This is a genomic window from Spiroplasma gladiatoris (assembly GCF_004379335.1).
Taxonomy (GTDB): domain Bacteria; phylum Bacillota_I; class Bacilli_A; order Mycoplasmatales; family Mycoplasmataceae; genus Spiroplasma_A; species Spiroplasma_A gladiatoris.
In genome coordinates this window covers 167,425-194,165 of record NZ_CP038013.1, presented here as the reverse complement: position 1 = coordinate 194,165, position 26,741 = coordinate 167,425, and the positions used below count along the sequence as shown (strand labels likewise).

Here is a 26,741-nt window from a genome sequence, read left to right as displayed (position 1 = left end):
TTATTATAGAACTATTTTTTTGTATTATAAAAAAATTTATTCTTATTATAAGAATAAATTTTTAATATTATTTAGTTACAAAACTTACTATTTTATCAATAACTGCAATTTCTTTTAATACTGTTGAGTTTTTTAAGGATTCACTTATTTTTTCAATGCTTTTTGCCTTTGTTAATAATTCTTCTTTGCTTGTTCCTTTTTTTGTTTCAAATGTTGCTCTTAATTTGCCATTAATTTGAACAGCTATTATAGTATTATCATTAACTAATTTAGTTTCGTCATAACTAGGTCATTGTTGTAAACATACACTTGCTTTTTGACCAATTTTTTCTCATAATTCTTCTGCTAAATGCGGAGCATAAGTTGAAAGCATTATTAAAAATCCTTTAATATATTCAATATAAATCGGTTGAGTTTCTTTATAAATCGCATTTACAAAAACCATTAATTGAGAAACTGCTGTATTTAATTTACATTCTTCAATCATAGTTGTTACTTTTTTTACAACTTCATTATAAACAAAATCTAAATTATGATTGTTTGTTTGACTAAATTCAAATTTTTCAAAAATACGATAAACTCTGTCCAGCCATTTTCTAGAACCGTCTAATCCATTAAAAGCTCACGGAAATGAAGCTTCAATTGGTCCCATGAACATTTCGTATAATCTTAATGTATCTGCACCATGTGATTCTACAATTTCATCTGGATTGATTGTATTTCCTTTAGATTTTGACATTTTTTCACCATTATCTGCTAATATCATTCCTTGATTAATTAGTTTTTGAAATGGTTCTTTAGTTGTGACAATTCCAATATCATATAAAACTTTATGTCAAAATCTAGCATAAAGTAAGTGTAAAGTTGCATGTTCTTGACCACCAACATAAAGATCAACAGGTAATCATTTTTCAAAAAGTTTTTTTGCTTCTTGTGAGTTAATGTCTATTAAATTATTTGGACTTGTAGTTAATATATATGCTAAATAATATCAACAAGATCCAGCTCATTGAGGCATTGTATTAGTTTCTCTTTTTGCAGGTTTTCCATTAAACTCAATATTTACTCACTCAGAAATGTTTGCAAGTGGTGATTCACCAGTTCCTGATGGTTTAATATAATCTGTTTTGGGCAACTCTAAAGGTAAATCTTTTTCATCAACTAAAGCTATTTGTCCATCTTCTAAAAAAACAACTGGAAATGGTTCTCCATAAAATCTTTGTCTTGAAAACAATCAGTCTCTTAACTTATAATTAACTTTTATTTGCCCAAAGTTATTTTCTAATATTTTTTTTGTAATTAAATCTTTTGCTTCATCTTTTAAAAGTCCGTTTAAAAAGTCTGAGTTAATATGTTTTCCTTCTCCTATAAATGCTTTTGATGTATCTTTTGTTTCAATAACAAATTTAATTGGTAAATTATATTTTTTAGCAAATTCAAAATCTCTATTATCATGTGCTGCAACACCCATTACAGCTCCAGTTCCATAATCATTTAAAACATAGTCTGCTACTCAAAGAGGAATTTCTTCATTATTAAATGGATTTATTGCATATGAACCAATAAAAGCTCCTGTTTTTTCTTTTGAATCATCTTGTCTTTGAATATCTGTTTTTGTTTTTGCTAATTGTACATATTCTTCTACATCTTTTTTAAATTCATTTGAACAAAGTTCTTTTAACAATTCATGTTCAGGAGCTAAAACTAAGTAAGATATTCCAAAAATTGTATCTGGTCTTGTTGTAAAAACAGGTAAAGTTTTACTTGATCCTTTAATTTTAAAATTAATTATTACCCCTTCACTTCTTCCGATTCAATTTTTTTGTAGTTCTTTTACAGAATTTGGTCAATCTAGTTCATCTAAACCTTCTAAAAGTTTATCTGCATAATGAGTAATTTTTAAAACTCATTGTTTCATTGGTTTTTTGATTACTTCAAAATCTCCAATGTCAGAATACATTTTTCCATTTTTAACAACTACTTCTTCATTAGCAAGAACTGTTCCTAATCCTTCACATCAATTAACATTTGCATATCTAATTTCAGCAAGATTTTGTTTATAAAGTTGTTGAAAAATTCACTGAGTTGTTTTGTAATAACCAGGATGACTTGTATTAACTTCTTTATTATAATCATAACTAAATCCTAAGATTTTTAATTGCTCTCTAAAAATATTTATATTTTGTTCTGTAAATTCTCTTGGATCATTTCCGGTTTTGATTGCATATTGCTCTGCTGGTAAACCAAAAGCATCATAACCAATCGGATGTAGAACATCATAACCTTGTAATTTTCTCATTCTAGCAAAAACATCTGTTGCTATATATCCTTTAGGGTGTCCGACATGTAAGCCAGAACCACTTGGGTATGGAAACATATCCAAAATATAAGCTTTTTTATCACTTTCTTGAGTTGTTTTATAAGTATTGTTTTCTTCTCAATACTTTTGTCATTTTTTTTCAATTTTCTTATGTGAATATTCCATAACTATTCTCCTACTATTTTTTAAGTCTCGTTAATTATATAATATTTAACATTAGTTAAACAAGGTATTATTAACCTTGTTTAAGTTTTAAATAATTTAATAAAGATATAAGATAATTATTTTGTCTATAATAAAAGTTTTATAATTAACTTATAAGAAAGTAAGGGATAAAAAAATGTTGAAGTTTGTTATTACTAAAGAAAATATGGAATTAATAAAAAAGGATAAAAAATTTATAGAACTAAGAAAGTATGGTCAAAATTTTATAGATATCTATATTCAATTTAGAAGTGTAAAAGAAATAGAAGTGACTTTTTTAGAGCAAAATAGTAACAATGAACAAAAAGTTACAATTACAAGTTATGAAGGGTTAGAATTATACAACGAAAAAGATCGCGTATTAAAAGCCTTAGAAAGAAGATTTAATAACGAAAAAGACCAATGATATGAAAATGATATATTTAAAAACTGAATTGAAAAAGATAATAAAAAATTGAATAACTATATTAATTGACTAGAAAGTTACTTTGCAGATTCTCAATTTATAATTATTTATTATTTTAAAAAAAATAAACAAAAACCTTAAGTTTTAAACTTAAGGTTTTTTATAATCATTCTTTAAATCTTCTAATATATAACATTTTTACACATTGAGCTAAAAATACATAAGCAATAACAAATCCAACTCCCACTGGTAAGAAAGCTAAAGGTGGTTGATTCATTTTTACTAATTGATTTATAGGAGTGTAAGGAACAACAATCGCCATACTACAAACAAATACGGTTGAAACATTTACTTGTCATGACGCATTTGATTGTACAAATGGTATTTTTTCTGTTCTATACATTTGCATAACAGCAGTTTGTGTCATTAATCCAACTAAGAACCACGATGCATTAAATGTTGCAATTGCATTAGGCTCTAGTGTTTCTTTGTCTGTTTGCATTCCAAATGGAACTCCAACTTGTGCTTTGAATGCGAATAAAAGAACTAAAAATGTTGATATATCAAATATAGAACTTACAGGTCCATTTATGACGGTAAACCAAATTATGTTTTTGGTTTTAAGCGGTCTTGGTGAATCTGTAAATTTTTTATCTACTTTATCAAAAATAAACGCAAACATAACAATATCATATAATAAGTTTTGCAATAACAAATGAATTGGTTGCATTGGTTCAACGTTAGTTAGAAATAATGCAACTAATACACTTAATACATTACCAAAGTTTGATGCTATAGTAACTTTTATATATTTTAAAATATTTGCTAAACTTGATCTTCCTTCATGAACAGCTGTATCAATAACCATCAATGAGTCGTTTACCAAGATAATGTCTGCTGCATCTTGTGCGATATTTGATGCATCAATAAATGAAATAGCAACATCGGAATTTCTTAAAACTGGTGCATCGTTTATTCCATCACCCATAAATCCAACAACATGTCCTTGTTCTTTTAAAGTTGAGATTATTAAAGATTTATGAAGTGGGCTTAATTTCACAAAAACATTAGCATCTTTTACAGCTCTTTGTAATTGTGTATCATTCATTTCTTCAATTTCTTTACCTGTATAAATTTTTGAAATACTAAAGTCCACTTTTTTACAAATAGCTCTTGTAATTATTTCACTATCTCCTGTTAAAATCTTTGTATCAATTCCACGAGTTTTTAAAGTTTTTATTATTTCTTTTGATGTAGATTTTGGTTCATCAAAGAAAGTTGCAAATCCCATAAAAACAAGATCTTCTTCAATATCTTCATCTTGTAAATAGTTATGAGCTATTCCAACAACTCGATATCCATCTTTATTTAAATCTGTAACACGATTCCTAATTTTATTTTTGTGTTCTTCAGTAATTTCAATAATTTCACCTTGAATTGAGACTCTATTACAAATTGCCATTACTTCTTCAATAGCACCTTTTGTAAATATTTCTTTTTGTTCATTCTTAGATAAAATTACTGATAACATTTTTCTATTAAAATCAAAAGGTACTTCTCATTCCTTTGTGTATTCTTCTATATTTGGTTTTAAGATTTTATCAGTTAACAATACCGCTTGATCAATAGGACTTTGAAAGCCTGTTTGAAAATAACTATTTAAATATAATAAATTATTAACAACTTGATTTTTGCTTCCGTTAAAATCCATTACACGATCTAAATGAATTTCTCCACTTGTGATTGTTCCTGTTTTGTCAGTACAAAGAATATCGATTGCTCCCATATTTTGAACTGCATTTAAATTTTTAACAAGTACTTCTTGTTTTTTAATTTTTGTATAACCTTTAGATAAGTTGGCAGTAATTATAATTGGTAACATTTCAGGAGTAAGACCAACAGCAATTGATATTGCAAATAATGTAGCATCTAATCAAACTCCTGTTTGACCTCAACCTCTTAATCCAAAAACTAAAAATACAATTGGAGTTACTGCTAACATAAATGATATTAATAATAAAGTAATTTTTTTAACACCTTTATCAAAAGATGACTTAGGTCTTTTTTCAGTAACTCTATCGTTTATTGTTGAAAAATAAGTTTCTTTTGCAGTTGATATAACTACTCCAAGTGCAGATCCAGAAATTACATCAGTTCCTGTAAAACAAATATTTTCAAACTCTAAATATTCTTTTTTTGCGTTATCTTCTTTTTTTAATACTGGAAAAGATTCTCCTGTTAGTGATGATTGGTTTAAATATAAATTGTTTGATCAAACAATTTTAATATCAGCTGGTATTAAATCACCATTTGATAAATAAACTAAATCACCTGGAACCAATTCTTCTGTATCAATAGCTTCTGCTTCTTTAATTAATTTAACAGAGTTAGCATTATCAATTTTTTTAACACTAAAATCAGTATTTCTAATTACATGAGTTAATTTTTTATCATCAAAAGTCATTTTTCTAATAACAAAAAAAGATCTTATTTCTTGTAAAAATGTAATACCTCCACTTAATAGAATCATAATTAAAACAATTAATGCTCCTGCAAGGTCAAATGAATCTCTTTCTGCAACTTCTTGGCTAAAAAAATTATAAAAACTGTAAATATCAATAATGATAAGAATTAGATTAAAAGGACTAAAAAAACATTTTAAAAAAACAATTGGAAAATTAAATCTTTTTGAATTTAATTTATTTTCTCCAAATTTTGTTTTTTGTTTTTCAACTTCTTCTTCTCTTAGCCCAAACTGTTCAAGTTCAAACTTATTTAAAATTTTTTCTTGATCTAGTTTTGAAAAAACTGTCAAAGAATTTTTGATTGTATTATTTCTAACTTCTTTAGAAATCTTTTTATTAACTTTTTCCATTGTTCTCCCTTTCTTAAAGAGAGCTCTTTAGTAATTTAACAACAATTAAATAAAGGGTGTCTATTATGAGCGCTCTTTTTAAATATAATGCTTTTAAAAGTTTTTTTGTCCCTGGCGGAAGGAATGCTCATAATACCACCTCTTTTCTATTTAAAATCTTTTTTTATTATATCTTAATATTACAAAAAAATAGAAAAGTATCTTACTTTTCTATTTTTTTGTTATTATTTAATTCTTTATTTTCAATGTTTATAGATTCTTTATTAATTAAATCTTTTGGAACATTTTTATGTTTAAATTTAGTTTCATCAATAATACTTGTTAGTCATTTTCCTCTAAAATAAAATATCATTGAAGGAACTAACTTAAATACTTCAAACATACATACGATTAAATGTATATAGATAATATTTAAATTTATAAAACCATTTGGATTATTAAATAAATTGTAATGAATTAATATAAATAATACTGGAATTTGAAATACTCAATTGAAAGCAGAATCCATTAAAAAGGCTCTAACAACATTACCTCCGGCTCGAAGTATGGAGTATACACAAGTATTCATTAATATTACTGGATAAGTCATTGAATAAATAAATACCATTCACTCTCCAATTTTAATTCCTTCTGGAGTTGTATTTGGAAATATTAATTTTGGTATCACTCATGACAAACCAGCAAAGATAACTAAAAATCCACAAGCAATCATAAAGCTTAGCCGCATTAAATGTTTTGCATTATATTTAGCTTTTTTAAAGTTTTGAGCTCCTAATTCATTTCCTACTAAGGTAGAAATACCAGCGTTAAGCCCATGATACATTGGTGAGAAAAACGCCATCAACATAGTTTCATACATTGCATTTGCTGATAATGAATCTGCAGAATATTGAGCTCTTAATTTAACTTGAACAACTTGCGCTAATGCAAATAAAGTTTCATTTAATAATATTGGTAAACTTTTAATTAAAGAAATTCTAAGTATATATTTAGGAATTTTAAAGTGTTTTATACTTGGAATAAATTCAAATTTTTTAATTCCTAATAAAACAAGTATAAAAATTGATTGTAAGATTCTAGAACTAACAGTTCCTAGAGCAGCTCCAACAACTCCATAACCTGTAAAATTTGGAATAAAAGTTGGTGCTGTTAAAAATACATTACATAAAGCATTTGCAACCAAAGATATTGAAGACATAAAGAATGAATAAAATGGTCTTCTAGTTTCTCTCAAAGCAGTTGTTGCTACTTGATTAATTACAAGTAAAGGATAACTTAAAGATACTATTTTATAATATTTATCTCCTTGTTTTGTTGCTAAAATAGCTACTTTATTTTGAATATATTCAAATACTTCTTTAATTTCTTGTGAGCTAGAAGTTTCGTTCAATTTGGTTTTTGGTGGTAAAGCATCTTTTTGATAATCAGGATGAGTTGTAAAGCCAATAAAATACTTAGTAATACCACCAATTCCAATTATTGCAAATATTAAAGTAATAAATAAAGTTAAGTACATTTTTAGACATGTTATATGTTTTAGTTTTTGATATTCACCAGCTCCAAAATATTGAGCACTAAAAATTCCAGAACCATAACAAAATCCAGAAACCATTGCAAACATTATTATATATAATTGGTTACTAGCACTAACTGCATTTACACCAATTTGACCTGGTGTGTAATTTATTCCATCCAATGCATAACCTGCTAAACTTTGTAATCCTACAGAATTAAGCTTTTCAGTTGTCATGTTTTGAGTTCATCCTGTACCCTTAATGTAATCTATTAAATCTTGAAATCCTTCAACTTGATGTTCATATAAATGATTTACAAATACATTATCAATTAAATCTGTTGAAGCCATTAAAATTTCTTGCAATACAGATCACAAGATTAAAGTTAAAGCGATTTTATATCATTTACCTGTAGCAAAAAACCGCCTCTTTACTTTATTCTTTTTTTTGACGTTATTAGTATTAAAATCTTCAAGATTATTTACTTCACTAACACTCATTATAACTCCTTTATAAAAAAAGCACTTTCTTGGAGAAAGTGCTTATTAATTTCAATAAATGGTCGGAACAAGTGGACTTGAACCACCGACCTCACCCTTATCAGGGGTGCGCTCTAACCAACTGAGCTATGCTCCGAAAACAATAATTATTATAAGTTATCTGCCAAGAATTTACAATCTTTTTTTAAAAGTTTTTTTATTGTATTTTTATTTAACTTATTTTTTAAATAAAATATTGTATAGTCTAACATTTGCAGAATAACCTTTCTTTGTGACAAAAATAATGTCCTAAATTATTGTATAGTAAAAAATAAAAAAAATGGTAAGTTTTTTAAAATAATTTAGGATTTTAAATTATGTAAATAAATTAAGAAGTTTTAAAAAAACATAAAAGAACTTACCTTTAAACTTCTTTTATATATAAAAAATTAGTATTGCTTTATTAAATAATTAATTTTCAGTATTGGAAATCCTTCGTTATATTCTCCTGTTTGTACACAACCATTGTCTTCTTTTGGTTCTTGGTCTTCATTTGATAAAGATTTTGTTCATCATCCAAGACCTTCGGTATATTCATCATTAAATCCACCTTCATAACCATAAAAATCAGACCCAGATGTTCCACCACCTTGTTTAACCCATTTGTCTTGATTCACTAGACCAGAGATTTGATCTTTTACAACAACCTCTCATTTACCTTTATCGTTTTTTGTGTCATATGTGTTAATGTAATTTCAAAATGTTTTAGCATAATGTCCATATAAAACCTTTGAACCAGGTAGGACTTCTAATTTGTATTCTTGATCACCATTAAATTTTCCATATCCCGCTCAATATTCACTAAACTGTTTTTTAAATATCTTTTCAAATCCTGTTTCTTTTTTTTGTTTACTAAATCTAGTAAATTCAGTAAATTCTTCTAAAGAGACTCTTTCTCTAAAATTGGAGCTAAATTTATTATAAATTTGTTTTTTAGCTTCTTTAATTTTTGCTTCATCTGGATTTTTCAATATAGCTTCATCAATGTCATATTTTTTATATTTTTTGTTTTTACTATCATATACTTCTTCAAATAAACTTATTCTAGTTTCTTCAATAAGTTTGTAATTTATTGTTAAGTTACCTTTAAAAACATTATCAAATTGAGACATGTCTAGTATAATTTTTCCTTTTGTATTTTCTGTTTTTTCTAGTTTAGCAGAAGATAAAAGTCTTGTAGTCATTTTTGCATATTTATCAGAACTTAATTTATGTAAAAATTTATAAGGAGTATTGCCACTCATTAATTGTTCAAAAATTAGTGCTTTTATGCCTTGTTCATCTCCGGTTTTTATACCTTTTTTAGAAATTTCTTCATAAGTCCCTCTAAAAACATTAACTTCAATTTCATCTTTAGCAAAGTAATCAATTGGATCAACATTAGAATTAATTGATAATTTTAAAGCAGAGTTTGGTTTTAATCTTTGCACTTCTTGATTTGGTTTTGCTGCAATAACAATTTCTAAATTTTTACCTTTATTATAAGTTTCGTTTTCTACAATTTGAGTTATTACATCTTCATCTAAGATACTAATACCATTAAATTCAATGTATTTATTTAAAAATTTTTTATAATCAAAATTATTAATATCCCCAAAATAATTACTATCATAACCAATGTTTTTAGGTTGATTATATTCATCATATTCTCCAACAAAAAAATTAACTTTTGTTTTATTTTGTAATTCATTTAAATCAACTTGCTTTGCTTGTACGTTTAAAGTAAAACTAGCTTTACTTCCATCAACACAGCTTAAACTAAATTTAATAGGTAAAATTGTTTTTGTATCAAGTTCTTTACGAACTTTTGCTTTAATAATGTCTTTTTCAATTTTAATTGTTACTTTTTCTTTATCTTCTTCATTATCAAAAATTACTTTTTTTGGAATACTATTTGGGTAATTTTGAATTTTTGCATAATTATCAATTAATGCAATTTGTTCTAAAGAGAAAGTATCAACATAGATATTACCTTTGTTTTTATTTAAAATAAATTTTTCTTTACTAGTTTTGGTTTCATCATCTTCATCTTTGATTCCACCACTACCTGGATCCAAATTATCATCTTCTGAACTGGGAACACCTGGTTTGACTTCTCCATAATCAAAACCATCATCACTTTTGTTATTATCTGTATTTTTAGAAGAATTATTGTTACTTATTTTAAATCCACATGATATTGCATTACTTGATGTAAAAAATATTAATCCAACTCCACCCATTATAGATAATAATCTTTTCATATATACTCCTAACTAAAAATACTATTTTAATTATTTTATATTAGATGGTTTTAATTACAAGTTTATAAATTTTTATTAATAAAAAAATGTTAAAAAAAGTGTTTATTTATAGTGTTAAAAAAATAAAAAAGTTTTTATAAATTTAAATAAATAATAAAAAAAATGCCTTTACGACATTTATTATTTTTTAAAATTGATGGTGGTTTTGGACGGAATTGAACCGCCGACACGTTGAGCTTCAGTCAACTGCTCTACCAACTGAGCTACAAAACCAATAAAAATGGCGACCCCAACGGGACTCGAACCCGTGGTCTCCTCCGTGACAGGGAGGCGCGATAACCAACTTCGCTATGGGGCCAAAATGGTTGCGGGGGCAGGACTTGAACCTACGACCTTCGGGTTATGAGCCCGACGAGCTACCAACTGCTCCACCCCGCGGTGAATGGCGGAAGATGAGGGATTCGAACCCCCGCTCGGGTTTCCCCGACTCTCGGTTTTCAAGACCGACCCCTTCAGCCAGGCTTGGGTAATCTTCCGTTACTAAATTTCAAATTGTCCCACATAATTTGCGAATTCGCTTAGAGTCAAATTATGGTGGACCTTATTGGACTCGAACCAATGACCATCCGGTTATGAGCCGGATGCTCTAACCAACTGAGCTAAAGGTCCATTAATAAAATAATATATGGTAGCGGGGAAGAGACTTGAACTCTTGACCTCCCGGGTATGAGCCGAGCGCTCTAACCAGCTGAGCTACCCCGCCATATATATGGTGGACCCGAACGGGATCGAACCGTCGACCCCCTGCGTGCAAGGCAGGTGCTCTCCCAGCTGAGCTACGGGCCCATATATAATAAAATATAAAATTGTAAAATAATGGTCGGGAAGACAGGATTCGAACCTGCGACCCTTCGGTCCCAAACCGAATGCTCTACCAAGCTGAGCCACTTCCCGAAATATAATGAATATTACAACTTTTATTATAATATTCGATTTTCTAATATTGGCGCGCCTTAAGGGACTCGAACCCCTAACCTTTTGATCCGTAGTCAAACGATCTATCCAATTGATCTAAAGGCGCATATCTAGTAAAACCAAAATTATTATAATATAGTTTTTTTGTTTTTGGCAATTAATTTAAAATTGACAATTATTATTATAACAACAAATTTGAAAATTGTTGAACTTTTTTATTTATTTTAAATTTTTTTTCAAGAAATACTTTAATAATGTTAATAAAGTTAATAATTGGCTTTACAACTAACTAATTGCCGTTTGATTATATAACACTTTAATAACATTTGCTAAAAATAATAAAAAAGAGAGAAATTAATTCTCTATTGTTTTTTTAAATGGAGGTACCAGTCGGAGTCGAACCGACGATCAGGGAGTTGCAGTCCCATGCCTTAGCCTCTTGGCTATGGTACCATTACAAAAATAATTATAACAAAAAACATATTTTTTTATGCAAATAAAAAAAACTAGTTTGAACTTGTCAATTAAAATTGACATTAAAAAGGTACTTTCTCCATACGAATTTCGTATGGAGTTTTTTTATGTTTCAACATAAATCTAACATAATTATAATAATCAATATAATCTGAAATTACTGTATAGATATTTGAATAATTTCACTCTTTTATTTTATAAGTATAAATACATTCATTTTTTATTGTTCAAAAAAAGATTCGCACACTCCGTTATCAGGAGAGTTACCTCTTCTTGACATGGATATACTTATCTTGTTTTCATCACATAAACTTTTCAAGTTTCATTGGTATAAGGACTACCTTGATCAGAATGAATAATATCAGGAGCACCTCTCTTTTTGACTGCGGAGATAAGGTTTTTATAACATAATTTACCATTAGGACTGTTAGATAATTTTTAATCAACAATTTCTGAATTATATAAATCTTTTATAACAAATAATTATGCATTTCCTGAGGCTATCTTTATGTAAGTTACATCTGTAACTCATTTTTGATTTAAACAATCTGAATTGAAATTCCTATTCAATAAGTTTTCATATCTCAAAGCCAGATTTGTCATATTTTGGCACTCTTTTTTTCAAACTGCTTTTAAATTATTGAATTTCATATATCTATAAACTACTCATGGTTTTAAGTTTTGATTAAAATATTTGTTTAAAAGTAAAGTTATCATGTTGTAACCTAAACGTTTTTTAAACAAATAAAAAATAAGTTTGATTTTTATAGCAAGAACTTGATTGTAGTTTTATTCATAGGTTTTCCACTTTTTAGTCATTTTAAATAACTAAATCTTGAAACGCCTAAATATTTACAAATTAATGTTGAAGTAAACTTTTTTGAACTATTAAAAATAGCGAAGTAATTTTCCTTAGTTGTCTTCGCCAAATGCTTTTTTAGAGCTCGTTCCAATTTTAAAGCTTCTCTTAATTCTTCTGTTGTCATATTGTCAAGGTCCTTAAAAATTCAATTATGAGATTTAAATTTCTTAATATTTCTTTTTATTTGAATTTTGTTCCCTCATTCAAGAGAGCCTTCACCTTTAGTTTTAAGTTCTGCTTTTCATCTTTTGACTGTACTTGTGCTAACATCATATTTTAATGCAGCATCTGTTATTCTAATTTTTTTAGATTCTTCAATAATATTAATTTTTTCGTTTTTTGATCATTGTTTTGCCATATGAAAAGAACACCTTTTAATAAAATTTTAACAATAAAAGTACTTTTTTACTGTCAATTTTATTTTAGATGTTCAAAAGTAATTTTTTTTATATATTTGGAATATATATTATATATTGTAAAAACTTTTTTCAATTTAAAATTCACCTACATATAATGCAAAAAAAATTTATTTATCTATCCAATTATATTTTTATTATAAAAAACTTAGATTTAGTTAAATTAAACCAATAAGATTAGATATTTAATAAGTTATTTAATCAAATCATTACTATTATAAAAATTTTCCTTAAAATGAATAGCTTGATAAATGTCTATCTTTTCTAAGTATTTTTTAGATACCTTAATACTTTTATTTACCAAAATTTATTTTCTAATCAAATCAAAACCTGACGCTGTTTGTATTAACTTTGTTATAGTTTTTTATTTATCTAAAAGTTCTATTCAATTTTAGTTCTTATAAAACTAGATCGATATTTAAACTCTAATTTAGGTTTACAAAGTATATTAAATATTTTAAAGTATTTTTACTTGCATTATTTTAATTTTCATTTTCTTATGAGAATCATTTTTAAATTTTTTTCTAATATAAAAGACTAATTTTCGACAATCCTACTCAATTTGCTTTTTTAATTCATTTATGTTTAATTTACAAAACAATTTTAACTACTTAATTTCATTTCTCTTTTTCACTAACGAATATATCATTTCAACACCATCAATATCATTATGATTAAAAAACTGAGAAACCCCTTTATCTAAAGACTTGATTTGTTCTTTATCTTCGTTAGATAAACTAAAATCAAATATAGAAATATTTTCTTTCATTCTTTCGATATTAATACTTTTTGTGATAAATGGGATGTCTTGTTCGTATAATCATCTTAAAATAACTTGTGCTACTGATTTGTTATGTCTGTTTGCAATTTTTTTTAATACTGAGTTATTAAATATATCATTTTTTCCCTCAGCAAATGGAGCTCATGCCATTGGTTTTACACCATATTTTATGTTATTTTCTATTGTTTTGTCTCTTTGAAAAAATGGATTCACTTCTATTTGATTAATAACTGGAATAAAATCGCTATTATTAAATAAGCATAAATCAGCCAATTTATCATCGTAAAAATTTGATATACCTATTGATTTTATATAACCTAACTTTTTAAGACTTAAAAGTGCAGATAACGCTTCTCTATAATAACCAAAAGGTTGATGAACTAAAACTAAATCTATATAATTTGTTTTCAATTTTTTTAAAGAATTATAAAATGACTCAATTGTTTTATTGTAATTATAATTACTAATTCATATTTTTGTAGTTAAAAATATGTCCTTTCTTGCAACATTTGTTTTTTCTAGGGCATTACCTATAGCCTCTTCGTTGAAATAACTTTGTGCGGTGTCAATTGCCCTATATCCTACTTCCAAAGCATTTAAAACAACTTTTTCACATAGTTCTAAATCTGTTATTTGATATGTACCAAAAGATATAAAAGGCATTTCATTACCATCATTTAATTTGATTTTTTTCATAATTTTTCCTCCTAATTACGCATTTGTAATTATTTATATAATAAATCATTAGAGTTGCTCTAAGTCAATACAATTTATTAAAAAAATTTATTTTATATGCTATATTTTTAATAGGTGATTTTATGAATAAAAAATATTATATAAATAATATTTCAAAAAGATATTCTATATCTGAACATACACTCAGATATTATGATAAAAAAAATATTTTAAGTTGTTTTAAAAGAGATGCTAATGGATATCGTTATGTAGAAGAAAAAGATCTTAGATTTATAGAACTTGTAATTTGCTTAAAAAAAACAAAACTTAGCCTAAAAAATATTCAAAGATATTTGCAACTTATAGAGCAAGGCGATACTACAATGTTAGAAAGATTTAAAATAATAGATAAACAATTAAAATTAGCAATAAAAATGCGAAAAGATATTGATGATCAAATAGAATTTTTAAAAAATAAAATTAAAATTTTTCAAAAAATTTTAATTTAATATAAATTTGTATTGCATTAGTGTTGCTCTAATGTTTTATCATTATATTATAAAGTTAAAATATTTAAACTTTATATATAAGGAGGTATTTTTGAAAAAAATTTTAAAATGAGTATTTAGTATCGCGCTAATTTCCAATTTATCAATTGGTACCGTTAGTTGTTCTACATCTAATATAAATAACGAATTTGACAACAAAATAAATGAAAATACAAAATCAAAAACAATTGTGGTTTATTTTTCTTGATCGAATGGCACTGAAACTATGGCAAATTATATCGCAAACAAACTTGATGTAAAAACATTTAAAATTGAAAGAGAATTACCATATTCTTCAAATTACTCAGAATTATCAAAAGATGCAAGAAATGAAGCGGTAAATAACTTAAGACCAAAAATGAAAGAATATCCAGAATATATAAATAATTATGATTATATATTGTTAGGTTTTCCTATATGGTGACATGTTGCACCTATGATAATAGGTTCATTTTTAGAGCACTATAACTTAGATAATAAACGTATTTTTCCATTTATTAGATCTTCTGCTTATTTAAGTGAACATTTAACTAGAGCTTTAAACTTTTTAAGAGATAATTCATCAAAAGATGCCATTATAGAAAAAGAAGTTTATTCAAGTAGTAGAAACGATGTAGACAATTGACTTGCAAACACATATTTAGATAAAGTTAAAACTTTAGAATAGTTCTTAAAGCTGTAATTAATAATTTTCTTTAAAAAATTTTATAAACAATAAAAAGCTTTATTAAAATAATAAAAATAAGTTTGAGTTTGAAAAAGAATATGTAAACAAGAAATAGAATAGACAACCTTTAAAAGACCAAGTTATTTAAAATAATTTAAATAACTAGTTTTTATATAAAGGTTGTTTTTATATACCAAAAGTCAAAGACAAAAAGTTCAAACAATAAAAGTAGTAGAAAATATAATAATAATTAAAAAGTGAATTATACTATTTACCTTGGGAGATTAATATTTATAGTAAAAAAGACATTAAAAATAAATTTACTATAATCTAATATTAATAAAGTTAAAATAAAGAAATCTAATATAATCTAAGCATAAGTGATTTTTTATACTAAATTACAAAAGAATAAATAAAAAAAGTATATTTTAAAAAAAGCATAAGCGGTAAAAAATGGATTGAAAAACAAACACTCAAAAAAATCAGCAAAAAAATATAAATATCATACTCAGCAACTAGAAATTAAGTTTTAGGTTATAAAGAACAAGAGATAGAATAGTTAAAAAGACTTTAATAAGGATTATTTGGACAAATGTGCTATTAAGTGTAGTTGGTCGATAATAATTGGAAGTTCTAAGAAAAGAACTTCAAAATTTTAAAAAATAATTTGCTTTCATAATAGTTTAGAAAAAGAAAGATTTAAAATACTTATATATTGCAAATAACAAAAAATTTATAAGCTGATTTTTTGAGCTGCGTATTACAAACTATTCAATATATTATTATAGATTGGTAAAAAAGTGAAATTATTTTTATTTATAAGTTTAATCAAAAATTTGTTAATTTTATTCAAAACATATCTTTTAATACCAACAATAGTTATAAATAACTTAGAATATGAAAATAAGGGGAAATGATGTACGGATGTGTAGCAACAAACTCATTGATTTATAAATATGTGAGTTTTTTTAGTAGATAAATTAAAAGTCGGACTAAAAAGAATGATTAAACCGAATGATAATAAAGTAGAAAAAATAACTAATTTTGTAAATAGACAATGAATTAAATATGACTAAAGCGAACTATATGTAATAAATGTCAGATATTTGCAATATGAAAATGAACAAATTGCTTATTGGAGTGTTATAAAGAATGTAAAAACAGGTTATATTATTGATTGTTATATATCAATTAAAAATGATACCAAATTTAAATAAAACTTCAAAAACTTAAAAACTACAAGCGCGAAAATAAAAAACATATAACTTATTTTGTCAATGCTTTTAATATAAATCAAACTACAACAAAAATTTTTGCAGAAAAAAAATATATACAAATTTCACTTTGCAATCGTTGGTGTTTGTTAGATATAAATATCTTATAAATGTAAAAAAATTTTAAATTAAAATAAAAAAATTATAGTTTTTTGTCAATTTGTCAAATATCGCAAAACAAGTTACAAAAAATTTAAAATTCTATTTAAAATAAAAATAAACATTACATATATTTAACAATAAATATACTTTATCAAGTATACAAAATGTATTTTATAAAAATACTTCAATATTTATGAACTTTATTATTTGTTTCGATACGATCTAAATAAGATATACTGAAGAACTATTATGTTTATTATTGTTCTTGTATTATTGTAAAATTTTATGTAATTCTCAATTATAATTTTAAATAATCATAGCTGTTTTGTTTTAGAATTTTTTCTCATTCTTTTTCGAAAAAGAATGAGAAAAAGTTTCGCGTATTGCATTATCAATTGAACTTCTTGGTCTATATATTGATACTATGATGTCGTTTTTTTAGCGCATCTTTTAACAACAATAGAAGTATTTTGATTTCTATTATCAGAATTAATAATAAGTTTTAAATATATCTATTCTATAAAACAAGCTTTTTCAAGTGCTTGTTTTATAATATCTAAATCGTTTTTAAAGATATTTAATCACCTAATATAAATTTAATACCAGCATTTTTTATAACACTTAATTAAGAACTTTTTTATCGAAAGGTACGTAAGTAATATATATAACTCACAGTTTATTTTTGTGATAAAAAGATTAATTTCTATTAACATGGTCAAGACCGTTAGTTATTGTTTAACTTTCTTTTTGTTTTCCATAAATTTTTTTTATAGTGATTATTGAATAAAATTTAAATATTCATATAATTCCAGTGATTTTTGCTTGACTTACAATAATCTCTATATTATTAAAAATATTTTTTATTTTAGGCATCCATAAATTTATTATTATTTAAAAAAAATCTTTTATAAGATAAGTCCTATTTATGTATATTTTCGAGTCATAATCAGATTTATTTCTTTTTATCACAATAATTACTAGTTCGAGTTATATAGAGAAATTTACATAAAAAAAACGTTACATTTATAATTATATTTATTTATGATTAATTATTTTTCTTATAAATTATCCATTAATTTATTAAACTTTTTAAAACCAAATTCTCTATTTTTGGTCAGTTATTTTTTTAAGCTTTGCATTTTTTTATCTATTAATTTTTTGAATTAATTCATATTTTCCATTGTGCTTATTATGTTTGTAGTTTTTTAAATGCGTTAGTTGTTTCCAAAAGCTTCTAAATATATACACAACCTTCAAACTGCCAAATAAAAAAATATACATATTTTATAAATCTTTATAACATAAGTATTTTTAAAAACATTTATTTATCATTTTTAAGTATCAAAATATAAAAAAATTGATATATCTCTTTGAAGGTGGCCATATAAAAAGAACACCTTTCAATAAAATTTTAACAATAAAAGTACTTTTTTACTGTCAATTTTATTTTAGATGTTCAAGTTACCTAGTTTTTTGTTGCTATTATATTGTTAAATTTATCAACCATGTAGTTATCTCATACTTTGTCTAAATCAAAAGGTTCTCCCTTATTTGTAGGTTTAAACCATTTTGCTAATTCTCCCTCATATGGAGGATTTTCAATTAAGTAACTTAGAGGTGTTGATGAAGCTGTTTCTTCAACAATTCTTTCTTGTGACTCTCTTGTAAAAATAAAGTTAATAAATTTATAAGATAAATCTAAATTTCTATTATCGGCACTCAAAACTAAATTATCACTTCAAATATTAGTGCTTTGTCTTACACCTTTTTCTTCTGAAACTTTATCTTCTGCTAAACCTCCAGGTATTAGTGAAATTGAGTTTAAATCAGGATTACCTCCATCAATTTTATGAGTAATTTTTAAATCATCACTAGTTGATTCATTTCCATCAGATTCTTCTGAATTTGGTTCTTCTTGATCTTCTTCTCCATCTTCAGTTTCAGACTCATAATCACTTGTATGTGAATAAAGTGCATCACCATTATAAACAACAGCAACGTCAAAGTCTCCTTTAGCAATTTTATCAACAATTTCATCTCCATAAAGTCCAACATTTTTGTGTGAAACTAAACTTTTTACTTCAACTTCAGCTTTATCAATTTGTTCTTGTTTAGATAATTTTCCATTTTCTTCAGATGGGGGCATTGCCATAATTTGTCCAAATAGTTTTTCAAAAGCAAACATAAATACGTTTTTTGGGTCACTATTTACTTTTACATCCATTCCAGCATTAGCAGCTTCTCATAAAAGTCCTCAACTTAAATTTTCTTCATGAGTTACTAAGTTTTCTTGACCTTCTTTTTGTTCGTCTTGATCATAAATATTTTTGTTTTTTAACAATTCTACTACTTTATCATTATTTAAATTTCAAACCATTCTAACATCACCTCAAATTCATGGAATACCATAATTTAAGATTGGAGTATCATCTGGAGCAATAACTGTTTTATTTAAAACTTCTACTAAAGTATCATCAATTTTATCAAAGTTTTCGTCAAAATCGGTTCTTTGATCTTTTGGACAACTATTTGGTAGTCCTTGAACATTTTTTGGTGTTTGTAACACATCAATTTTACATCAATCTAATTTTTGTAATTTATTTTCTTGTGCTAATTTTTTTACCATATAGTCACTTGGTACCATCATGTCATAACTAAATGTATAAGTTTTATTATATAGTGTTTCATTAGAATCAAATTGTTGATAATTAATTTTTACATTATTTTCTTTTTCAAAATCAGTAATTAGAGTTGGATCAATATAACTTCCTCAGTTTCCAATTACTAAGTCATAAACATTGTTTTTAATATAAGCTGTTGTTAGTAGTCCAAATGAACCTACTAATAAAACTCCTAAACCAAGACGTTTTCAACTTCTTTGAAATCAACTTGCTCTCTTTGAAACATAACCTTCTGCTGTAACATCTGGAAAGTATTTTTCTCTTTTTTTGTTTAATTCATCATTTAAAGAATTAAGTTTTGTTTGTAATTTTTGAATTTTTGCACTATATAATTCTTTTACTTCACTTACTTTTTGATTTCTTAAAGCAACCAAATTATTGATTTGTTCATCACTTGCATTTGCTATTTTAAGATTATTTAGTTTTTTATCTAAACTTTCAACGATTGAAACTTGTTTTAATACTAATTTTTTTTGAGCTAATCACTCTTGATAAGTTTTTTCGATACTTTCAACACTTTTTTCTTTCATTGATTGTAATTTTTGAATTGTTTCACGAAGTTTTGCAATATTTCTTCCTTCATTTAATTCTTGTTGTTTTTTTGTTAAACTATTAATTTTGTCTTTATATCATTGATAATCTTTGTCTTCTTGAGTTAAAACTAAGAATTCTTTATTAAGAACATTAATTTCATTTCCTATTTCAATCGCTTTTTGTTTGTCAGCTAATTCTCTTTCTTTAATTCAATCAACTTCTTTTTGATATTTATCAAGTTTTTTATCGATTTTATAAATAACAGCTTGAAGCTTTTCAGACTTTTTAATATTATTAATTTTTTCTATTTTTGATTGTAATTGTAATTTTTTTTCATTCAATTTAGTAATAATTGTTGTTAGACGTTTTGATTCTGCTATTTCTTCATTTAGTAAAGCCACTTTTCATTCTAACTTACTTATTTTGGAATTAAAACTTCTATTTCTTTTAATTTTTAAATGTAAATCTAGTATTTTAAATTTAGTTCACTTTACAACACTTTTACTTTTTCTTGTTTTTAATTCCGTTTCAATTGATGCTTGCAAAATATTAATTTTATTTTGTAAAGCATTTCTCATTTTAATTTTGTAATCACCTTTTTTAATAAGTTCTTTATTAGTTTTTGCTTTATTGTTAATGATTTGATAACCATTTCAAAGTAAAACAACTAAAACTGTTACTAAAACTAAAAACACTCCAAATACATTTATGTATGGTTGCATTCTTTTTGCTGTATAGATAAATGTAGAAACGTTAGTTTGATCTCCACCTGTAAAATAAGAGATAATAAAATCATCAAAACTCATTGCAAAACAAATAGCAGTTGCAGTAATTATAGAAGGTAGTAAAATTGGTAAAACAATTTTTCTAACAGTTTTTGTTCCTGCAGCTCCTAAGTCTTTTGATGCATCAATTAAGTTTTTATCAATTCTATTCATAAATGGTAGAACTGTAATGATAACATATGGTACGTTAAATGAAACGTGTGCACAAATTAATGAAAATATTCCAAACTTTAATCCTGCAAATATGAAAAATAACATTAATCCAACAGCTGTAATTACATCTGCATTTACTAATGGAATATTTGCTATTCTAACTCAACGATTTGAAGTTTTTATTTTCATTTTTGATAAACCAATTACAGCCATTACTCCAATTACTATTGAAATAATTGTTGAAACAACTGCTACAAATAATGAAACTATTATCGATTTAACAAATGGTGAGTTTTCTAAAAATGTTTTATATCATTTTGAACTAAATCCATTTCATTCACTAACACTATTTCCTGAGTTAAAAGAAAATAATATCATTACAAAAATGGGAATATAAATGAATAATAAAATTAAAGCGAAGTAACTTGATTTGAAGAGTTTTTTCATTTTCTTGACCCCCTTACTTCAAATTTATTAGAGATTAATTTCATTAACCCCATAATTGCAAATAATAATAACGCTAGAATAACAGCAACCGCTGCTCCAAACCCAAAATCAGTTCCTTTGAAAAAGTAATTTTCAATAATTGAAGTTATTAAACTGATTTTTCCATCTCCCATATAACGAACAATCAATAGAGAAGTTGAAGCTTGTACAATTACTAATGTAAATCCTGCAAATACTCCTGGTAATGATTGTCTAAATGTTATATGTCAAAACGCTTTAAACTTACTTGCTTTTAAATCAAGTGCTGCTGCATAATAGCTTGGATCTTGATTTTCTAATGCGTTATAAATTGGAGATATTGCAAATGGTAAAAACATATAAACCATTCCTAATACAATTGCTCCTGGCGTTCCTAAAAATGATGATCCTACTACTTCTAATAAGCTATTTAAACCTAATATTTTTAAAATCATACTAATTCAAATAGGTAAAGTAACTAGAACTCACATATTTTTTGCTAATAATTTATTTTTTAATTGTGATAAAACAAGTGCTACTGGATAGGCCATTGTTACACAAATAATACTTGCTGCAAATGCATACAAAAGTGAAAGTCCTAAAACAATCATTATGTTTTCTGATGCAAAAAATTTAATAAAGTTTTCAAAGTTTGCTTTGAATTTTATACTATTTCCTGAAGGTTCAATAATTGCAAATAAAATTATTCCAATTAAAGGCAATACAACTAAAAAGCTCATAACAAAAAAGAATGGTACTAATATTGGTCATATTTTCCCTCTTAAAGTTTTTACTACTTTAAAATTTTCAATTCTTTCTTTTAATGGAGGTTTTTGATATACAAATTCTGATTCTCCGATAGCTTCAATGTTTTCGATTGCCTCTAATTCTGTTTCGACATCCAAATTGTCTTTGTTTTCGTTATTATCTAAAGCTTCGTTTTCTTCTAATAAAGCTTCGTTTTTATCTAGATTATTCATCAATCTCTTTTCACATTACATGGATATCGCTTGGTGATCAACTAATTGAAACTTTTGAGTCAAAATCATGGAATTCAGTTGTGTGAATTTTATATTTTCTAAATTCACCTTCAACTAATATTTCATAATGAACACCTTTAAATGTTACGTTTTCTACAACGCCATCATAAAATCCTTTCCCAGGTTTTCCGATTTTAATATCTTCAGGTCTTAATACTATATCGATATTTGATTGATTTTCACCATATCCTTTATCAACACACTCAAATTCTTTTCCGTCAAATTTTACAAGATTGTCTTTTACCATCATTCCATCATTAATTAAATTTGAAACTCCAATAAAGTTTGCTACTCATCTATTTTCTGGCTCATTATAAATTTCTTCTGGAGTTCCTATCTGTTGGATGTTTCCGTCATTCATAACAACAACTCTATCACTTAAAGTTAAAGCTTCTTCTTGATCGTGAGTTACTAAAATAAATGTAATTCCAATTTCTTCTTGTAATTCTTTTAGCTCAGCTTGCATTTTTTTTCTTAATTGAACATCTAAAGCTGACATTGGTTCATCTAAAAGTAATATTCTTGGTTTCAAAACTAAAGCTCTTGCAATTGCAACACGTTGCTTTTGCCCTCCACTCAATTCATGAACTCTTTTTGTTTCATGTCCTTCTAAAGAGAACTTTTTAATGTATCTCATAACTTCTTGTTCTATTAGATCTTCTTTAGTTTTTTTAATTCTTAAACCGTATGCAATGTTATCATACACATCATAATGTGGAAACAAAGCATAATTTTGAAAAATTGTGTTAATTTGGCGTTTATTACTTGGAATTGGAGTTAAGTCTTTTCCTTCAAATAATAAATCTCCTAAATCTTGTTTTTCACGTCCTCCAATAATGTTTAAAGTTGTGGTTTTCCCACAACCTGAAGGTCCTAATAGAGTAATAAACTCTCCTTCGTGGACGTTAAAACTAACACCTTTTAAAACAACTTTTCCATCGTAACTTTTTGTTAAGTTACGAATTTCCAATATATTATTTTTCTTGTTCATTGGCGTTTTTTTCTCCTCTTATAGATTTAAATATTAAGTTGTTATCGCGTAATCTTATCTTATTACGCATTCAGGAGGAGCATTTCAGTTTCTAAGATTTTTTCAAATCATTCAATTCGAGTAATAACTACATCAAGTCATTCTTCAATAATATATTGACTAATATTAACAACATCATACATATTCATAGTTATTCTCCCTTCAAAAAAAATCTTGTCTAATTTATTATAAAGTAAATACAATTTTGTGCAATAAATATTGAGTTGAAAAAAAATAAAAAAATGCTTATAAAGCATTTTTAGAACTATTTAGATATTTTTCAATCATTTGAGCAACACCAGATTTTTTGTGATGTCCTGTAATGTAATTTGCAACTTTTTTCACATGTTTAGCAGCATTTTTCATAGCAACTCCATGTCCAGCTCATTGCATAACTCTTTTATCATTATCTCCATCACCAAAATACATTATTTCATCAGAATTAATATTTTCTAATTTAGCAATATTTTGTAAAGCAAACATTTTATCTACTCCATTTGGGTTAACTTCAATATTTGCTGTATTTCCAGATAAATAACTTCAAGAAAACATTTCATATTTTTTTAGTTCTAATGTTTCTCTACATTTATTTATTCTTTTTTTATTACCATAGATAATAATTTTGTAAGCTTGTTCATCCATTTCATCTCGTTTATAAATTATAATATTTCTTTTAGAGATCTTTTTCATAAACCAAATAAAAGGTCCTTTATTTTTAATAACATAGGCCTTTTTAATATCTTTTGAATAAGAAAAACAATTTAGCCTATTATCCATTGCACAATTATAAATATATTTAACATCATTTTTTGAAAATAATGTTTCACTAATTAATTCTGGTTCTTTTTTTTGATTGTATTTATAAATTGCTGCCCCGTTCATAGTTATTACATATTCCAAAGAATCCATAACTCCAATTTGCTCTGCAATTTTTTCAATACGATTTAAAGCTCTTCCAGAAGCAATACATATTTTAATTCCTGATTCTCTTGCTTTTTTTATTGCTTCAATATTTTTTTTAGAAACTTGTTTTTTCTTTCCTAATAATGTTCCATCAATATCTAATGTAATTAGTTTAATCATTTTTTTATTTTGCAAAATCTAACAATGCATCTTTTCCTAAAGATCCAACATTTCTTTTTACTTCATTTCCATTTTCAAATTTTACAACTGTAGGAATTGATTTAATCTCATATTTATCTGCAACTTCTCTTAATTCATCAACGTTTACTTTTATAAAGTTTGAATCAGTTGCTTCTTGTGATACTTGATCAAATAATGGTGCAAACATTTTACATGGTCCACATCAATCTGCATAAAAATCAACAACAGTGTTTGGTTTTGAAATTTCTGCATTAAATTCCTCAGTAGTACTAATTATTTTTGCCATAATTTTAATCTCCTTCTTTTAAGATATTTTTTTCAATGAAGTCAGCAACTCCGTTTTGATCATTTGATAAAGTCTCAAACTTTGCTAACTTCTTAATTTCATCAATAGCATTACCCATTGCAACTGGATATTTTGCTACTTTAAACATAGGTATATCATTAACACTATCTCCAAAGCAAAATATAGAAGAATTTGAATCATCATAATTATAATAATTCAAAATATATTGTATTGCTTCTCCTTTATTGATACCCTTTGCACAAAGCTCATATACTCTACGAGTATATTGAGTTATTTGCAATTGCTGACTTACAAAATCAAAATCTTTATAAAAATTCTCAATATCTTCATCTGTAACTTTTTCATCCAAAATAATAGTAAGATGATTGATATCTCTATGAATTTCTTCAAAAGATTTGATGATTTTATAATCAACCTTCATTATATCGCTTCAATATCGAGAGTTTTCTCCATCTCCATAAACATAAGTTTTGTCATTTGCAAAATAATGAACTTTGTACTTACCTATTTTACCATAAGTTTTTTCAAAAACTTTTTTTAACATATCTTGTGAAATAGTGCTACTTCTTATAAATGAGTTAGTTTTAAAATCGTAAATATGTGTCCCATTATTTGCAACGGCTATTCCTTTTAATTTATCTAATCCTAAATTAACAGCTTGTTGAAAAATTGCATCTTTTGTACTTCTTGCAGTTATTGGTATTAGCAAGTGACCTTTATTATAAAGTTTTTTTACAATCTCTTTAGTTTTATTACTAAATTCATGATTTGAATTTAACGCTGTACCATCTAAATCAACAAAAACTATTACTTTCTCTTTTAACTTTTCTTTCATAAAAACCACCTTGCTATATATTACATTAAATGTATGAAATATGATATTTTTTATAAAAAAACTCTTGAAAAAATTCAAGAGTATTATTTCATATATGGTCCGGGATAAGGGACTTGAACCCCCACGTGTTGCCACGCCAGATCCTAAGTCTGGTGCGTCTGCCAATTCCGCCAATCCCGGTTTAATGGTGTCCCGTATAAGACTTGAACTTATGACCCACTGGTTAAAAGCCAGTTGCTCTACCGACTGAGCTAACGAGACAATTGCAACAAAATAATAATATCATAAATATATTTATTTCTATAAATTTTCTCGATTATCTTTAATTATCAATGCACTACCAACAATTGTTACAATTGCTGAAATACAATAAGGTAATCAAAAAATTCATGTTAAAAAAAAGTATGAAACAAGAATAATTTGAATTGCAAAAATAAGAGACATAATTGATCCAATATAACCAAATGATAGATTTCTTTTTATAAAAATTAGGCATGAATATACAATAATTCAACCCAGCATAATACATAAATAAGTCATTGTAAAAACAAACCCTTCTTGAGTAAACTTGTTTAAATTTATTGCAATAGTTTTTCAAAAAATCATTGCTAAAACATTTACCAAAAACGACATAAAGACTCCAATTGCTATTAAAATTATTCTACTATTTTTTATCATTTGTTTCATAGTTTACCTCTTATACATAATTATATTTTACATAAAAAAACAATCTCATTAGTTGAGATTGCTTATATTTTTTTTACTGGTGCTGATGATAGGACTTGAACCTACAACCTACTGATTACAAGTCAGTTGCTCTGCCAATTGAGCCACATCAGCGTAAAATAAATGGTGGAGTGCGACGGGCTCGAACCGCCGACCGCCTGCTTGTAAGGCAGGAGCTCTCCCAACTGAGCTAGCACTCCACAAAA

The 26,741-nt window shown here is 25.9% G+C and carries 17 protein-coding genes and 15 tRNA genes; 3 read left to right on the top strand and 29 right to left on the bottom strand.

The features are described from left to right. Positions 1–67: 67 nt before the first annotated feature. Positions 68–2,485, bottom strand: a complete 2,418-nt coding sequence (gene leuS / locus SGLAD_RS00920; protein WP_134297167.1) for a leucine--tRNA ligase — start codon at positions 2,483–2,485, stop codon at positions 68–70. Between the two features lie 175 nt (positions 2,486–2,660). Here leuS and SGLAD_RS00915 point away from each other — a divergent pair, with 175 nt between their 5' ends. Beyond that, positions 2,661–3,071, top strand: a complete 411-nt coding sequence (locus SGLAD_RS00915; RefSeq protein ID WP_134297166.1) for a hypothetical protein — start codon at positions 2,661–2,663, stop codon at positions 3,069–3,071. A gap of 19 nt (positions 3,072–3,090) precedes the next feature. On the opposite strand, the gene mgtA is transcribed toward SGLAD_RS00915, so the two are convergent. From mgtA to SGLAD_RS00830, 17 genes are all read right to left on the bottom strand, one after another. Next, on the bottom strand, positions 3,091–5,805 hold the full coding sequence (mgtA, locus tag SGLAD_RS00910; protein WP_134297165.1) for a magnesium-translocating P-type ATPase: 2,715 nt from the start codon (positions 5,803–5,805) through the stop codon (positions 3,091–3,093). A 202-nt stretch (positions 5,806–6,007) separates the two neighbouring features. Further along, positions 6,008–7,819 (bottom strand): MATE family efflux transporter, encoded by a 1,812-nt coding sequence (locus tag SGLAD_RS00905; RefSeq protein WP_134297164.1) that lies wholly within the window; start codon positions 7,817–7,819, stop codon positions 6,008–6,010. 59 nt (positions 7,820–7,878) lie between these two features. Continuing rightward, positions 7,879–7,955: transfer RNA gene (locus SGLAD_RS00900), tRNA-Ile, on the bottom strand. 292 nt (positions 7,956–8,247) lie between these two features. Beyond that, positions 8,248–10,101 carry a lipoprotein gene (locus tag SGLAD_RS00895; protein WP_134297163.1) on the bottom strand — a complete coding sequence of 618 codons (1,854 nt, stop codon included), beginning with the start codon at positions 10,099–10,101 and terminating at the stop codon, positions 8,248–8,250. A gap of 197 nt (positions 10,102–10,298) precedes the next feature. Continuing rightward, positions 10,299–10,374 (bottom strand) — tRNA-Phe (locus tag SGLAD_RS00890). An 8-nt stretch (positions 10,375–10,382) separates the two neighbouring features. Beyond that, a tRNA-Asp gene (locus SGLAD_RS00885) sits at positions 10,383–10,459 on the bottom strand. Between the two features lie 4 nt (positions 10,460–10,463). Beyond that, a tRNA-Met gene (locus SGLAD_RS00880) sits at positions 10,464–10,539 on the bottom strand. Between the two features lie 5 nt (positions 10,540–10,544). Beyond that, positions 10,545–10,637 (bottom strand) — tRNA-Ser (locus SGLAD_RS00875). Positions 10,638–10,693: 56 nt separating this feature from the next. Beyond that, a tRNA-Ile gene (locus tag SGLAD_RS00870) sits at positions 10,694–10,770 on the bottom strand. Between the two features lie 17 nt (positions 10,771–10,787). Further along, positions 10,788–10,864, bottom strand: a tRNA-Met gene (locus SGLAD_RS00865). Between the two features lie 7 nt (positions 10,865–10,871). Beyond that, positions 10,872–10,947: transfer RNA gene (locus SGLAD_RS00860), tRNA-Ala, on the bottom strand. Between the two features lie 31 nt (positions 10,948–10,978). Continuing rightward, a tRNA-Pro gene (locus SGLAD_RS00855) sits at positions 10,979–11,055 on the bottom strand. A 50-nt stretch (positions 11,056–11,105) separates the two neighbouring features. Next, a tRNA-Arg gene (locus SGLAD_RS00850) sits at positions 11,106–11,182 on the bottom strand. Positions 11,183–11,454: 272 nt separating this feature from the next. After that, positions 11,455–11,529 (bottom strand) — tRNA-Cys (locus SGLAD_RS00845). Positions 11,530–11,612: 83 nt separating this feature from the next. Next, the gene (locus tag SGLAD_RS05505; protein WP_134297162.1) at positions 11,613–11,795 is read right to left on the bottom strand and encodes an IS3 family transposase; all 183 of its coding nucleotides are present in this window, start codon (positions 11,793–11,795) and stop codon (positions 11,613–11,615) included. Between the two features lie 519 nt (positions 11,796–12,314). Continuing rightward, on the bottom strand, positions 12,315–12,770 hold the full coding sequence (locus tag SGLAD_RS00835; RefSeq protein WP_134297161.1) for a transposase: 456 nt from the start codon (positions 12,768–12,770) through the stop codon (positions 12,315–12,317). A gap of 665 nt (positions 12,771–13,435) precedes the next feature. Then, on the bottom strand, positions 13,436–14,305 hold the full coding sequence (locus tag SGLAD_RS00830) for an aldo/keto reductase (protein WP_134297160.1): 870 nt from the start codon (positions 14,303–14,305) through the stop codon (positions 13,436–13,438). Positions 14,306–14,427: 122 nt separating this feature from the next. On the opposite strand from SGLAD_RS00830, the gene SGLAD_RS00825 reads away from it, so the two are divergent. After that, entirely contained in the window at positions 14,428–14,793 is a 366-nt protein-coding gene (locus SGLAD_RS00825; protein WP_134297159.1) for a MerR family transcriptional regulator, read from the top strand. Positions 14,794–14,884: 91 nt separating this feature from the next. Further along, positions 14,885–15,499, top strand: coding sequence for a flavodoxin (locus tag SGLAD_RS00820; protein ID WP_166739145.1), 615 nt, complete (start codon positions 14,885–14,887; stop codon positions 15,497–15,499). A gap of 2,841 nt (positions 15,500–18,340) precedes the next feature. On the opposite strand, the gene potCD is transcribed toward SGLAD_RS00820, so the two are convergent. The 11 genes from potCD to SGLAD_RS00765 all read right to left on the bottom strand — a co-directional run bounded on the left by potCD (position 18,341) and on the right by SGLAD_RS00765 (position 26,735). Next, on the bottom strand, positions 18,341–21,475 hold the full coding sequence (gene potCD / locus SGLAD_RS00815; protein ID WP_134297157.1) for a spermidine/putrescine ABC transporter permease/substrate-binding protein: 3,135 nt from the start codon (positions 21,473–21,475) through the stop codon (positions 18,341–18,343). Further along, positions 21,439–22,473: a spermidine/putrescine ABC transporter permease gene (gene potB, locus SGLAD_RS00810; RefSeq protein ID WP_134297156.1), complete on the bottom strand. Its 1,035-nt coding sequence runs from the start codon at positions 22,471–22,473 to the stop codon at positions 21,439–21,441. Before potB ends, potCD begins: the two co-directional genes overlap by 37 nt. Further along, positions 22,466–23,524, bottom strand: a complete 1,059-nt coding sequence (gene potA / locus SGLAD_RS00805; RefSeq protein WP_134297155.1) for a spermidine/putrescine ABC transporter ATP-binding protein — start codon at positions 23,522–23,524, stop codon at positions 22,466–22,468. The genes potB and potA overlap by 8 nt, the downstream gene beginning before the upstream one ends. A gap of 285 nt (positions 23,525–23,809) precedes the next feature. After that, a complete protein-coding gene (locus SGLAD_RS00800) occupies positions 23,810–24,646 on the bottom strand; it encodes a Cof-type HAD-IIB family hydrolase (protein ID WP_134297154.1) in 837 nt (278 codons plus the stop codon). 4 nt (positions 24,647–24,650) lie between these two features. Further along, on the bottom strand, positions 24,651–24,953 hold the full coding sequence (gene trxA, locus SGLAD_RS00795; protein WP_134297153.1) for a thioredoxin: 303 nt from the start codon (positions 24,951–24,953) through the stop codon (positions 24,651–24,653). A gap of 4 nt (positions 24,954–24,957) precedes the next feature. Further along, positions 24,958–25,809 (bottom strand): Cof-type HAD-IIB family hydrolase, encoded by an 852-nt coding sequence (locus tag SGLAD_RS00790; protein WP_134297152.1) that lies wholly within the window; start codon positions 25,807–25,809, stop codon positions 24,958–24,960. 95 nt (positions 25,810–25,904) lie between these two features. Next, positions 25,905–25,989, bottom strand: a tRNA-Leu gene (locus tag SGLAD_RS00785). A 5-nt stretch (positions 25,990–25,994) separates the two neighbouring features. Next, positions 25,995–26,070: transfer RNA gene (locus SGLAD_RS00780), tRNA-Lys, on the bottom strand. Positions 26,071–26,109: 39 nt separating this feature from the next. Beyond that, on the bottom strand, positions 26,110–26,496 hold the full coding sequence (locus SGLAD_RS00775; RefSeq protein ID WP_134297151.1) for a hypothetical protein: 387 nt from the start codon (positions 26,494–26,496) through the stop codon (positions 26,110–26,112). Positions 26,497–26,573: 77 nt separating this feature from the next. Next, positions 26,574–26,649: transfer RNA gene (locus SGLAD_RS00770), tRNA-Thr, on the bottom strand. Positions 26,650–26,659: 10 nt separating this feature from the next. Beyond that, a tRNA-Val gene (locus tag SGLAD_RS00765) sits at positions 26,660–26,735 on the bottom strand. Positions 26,736–26,741: the final 6 nt, after the last annotated feature.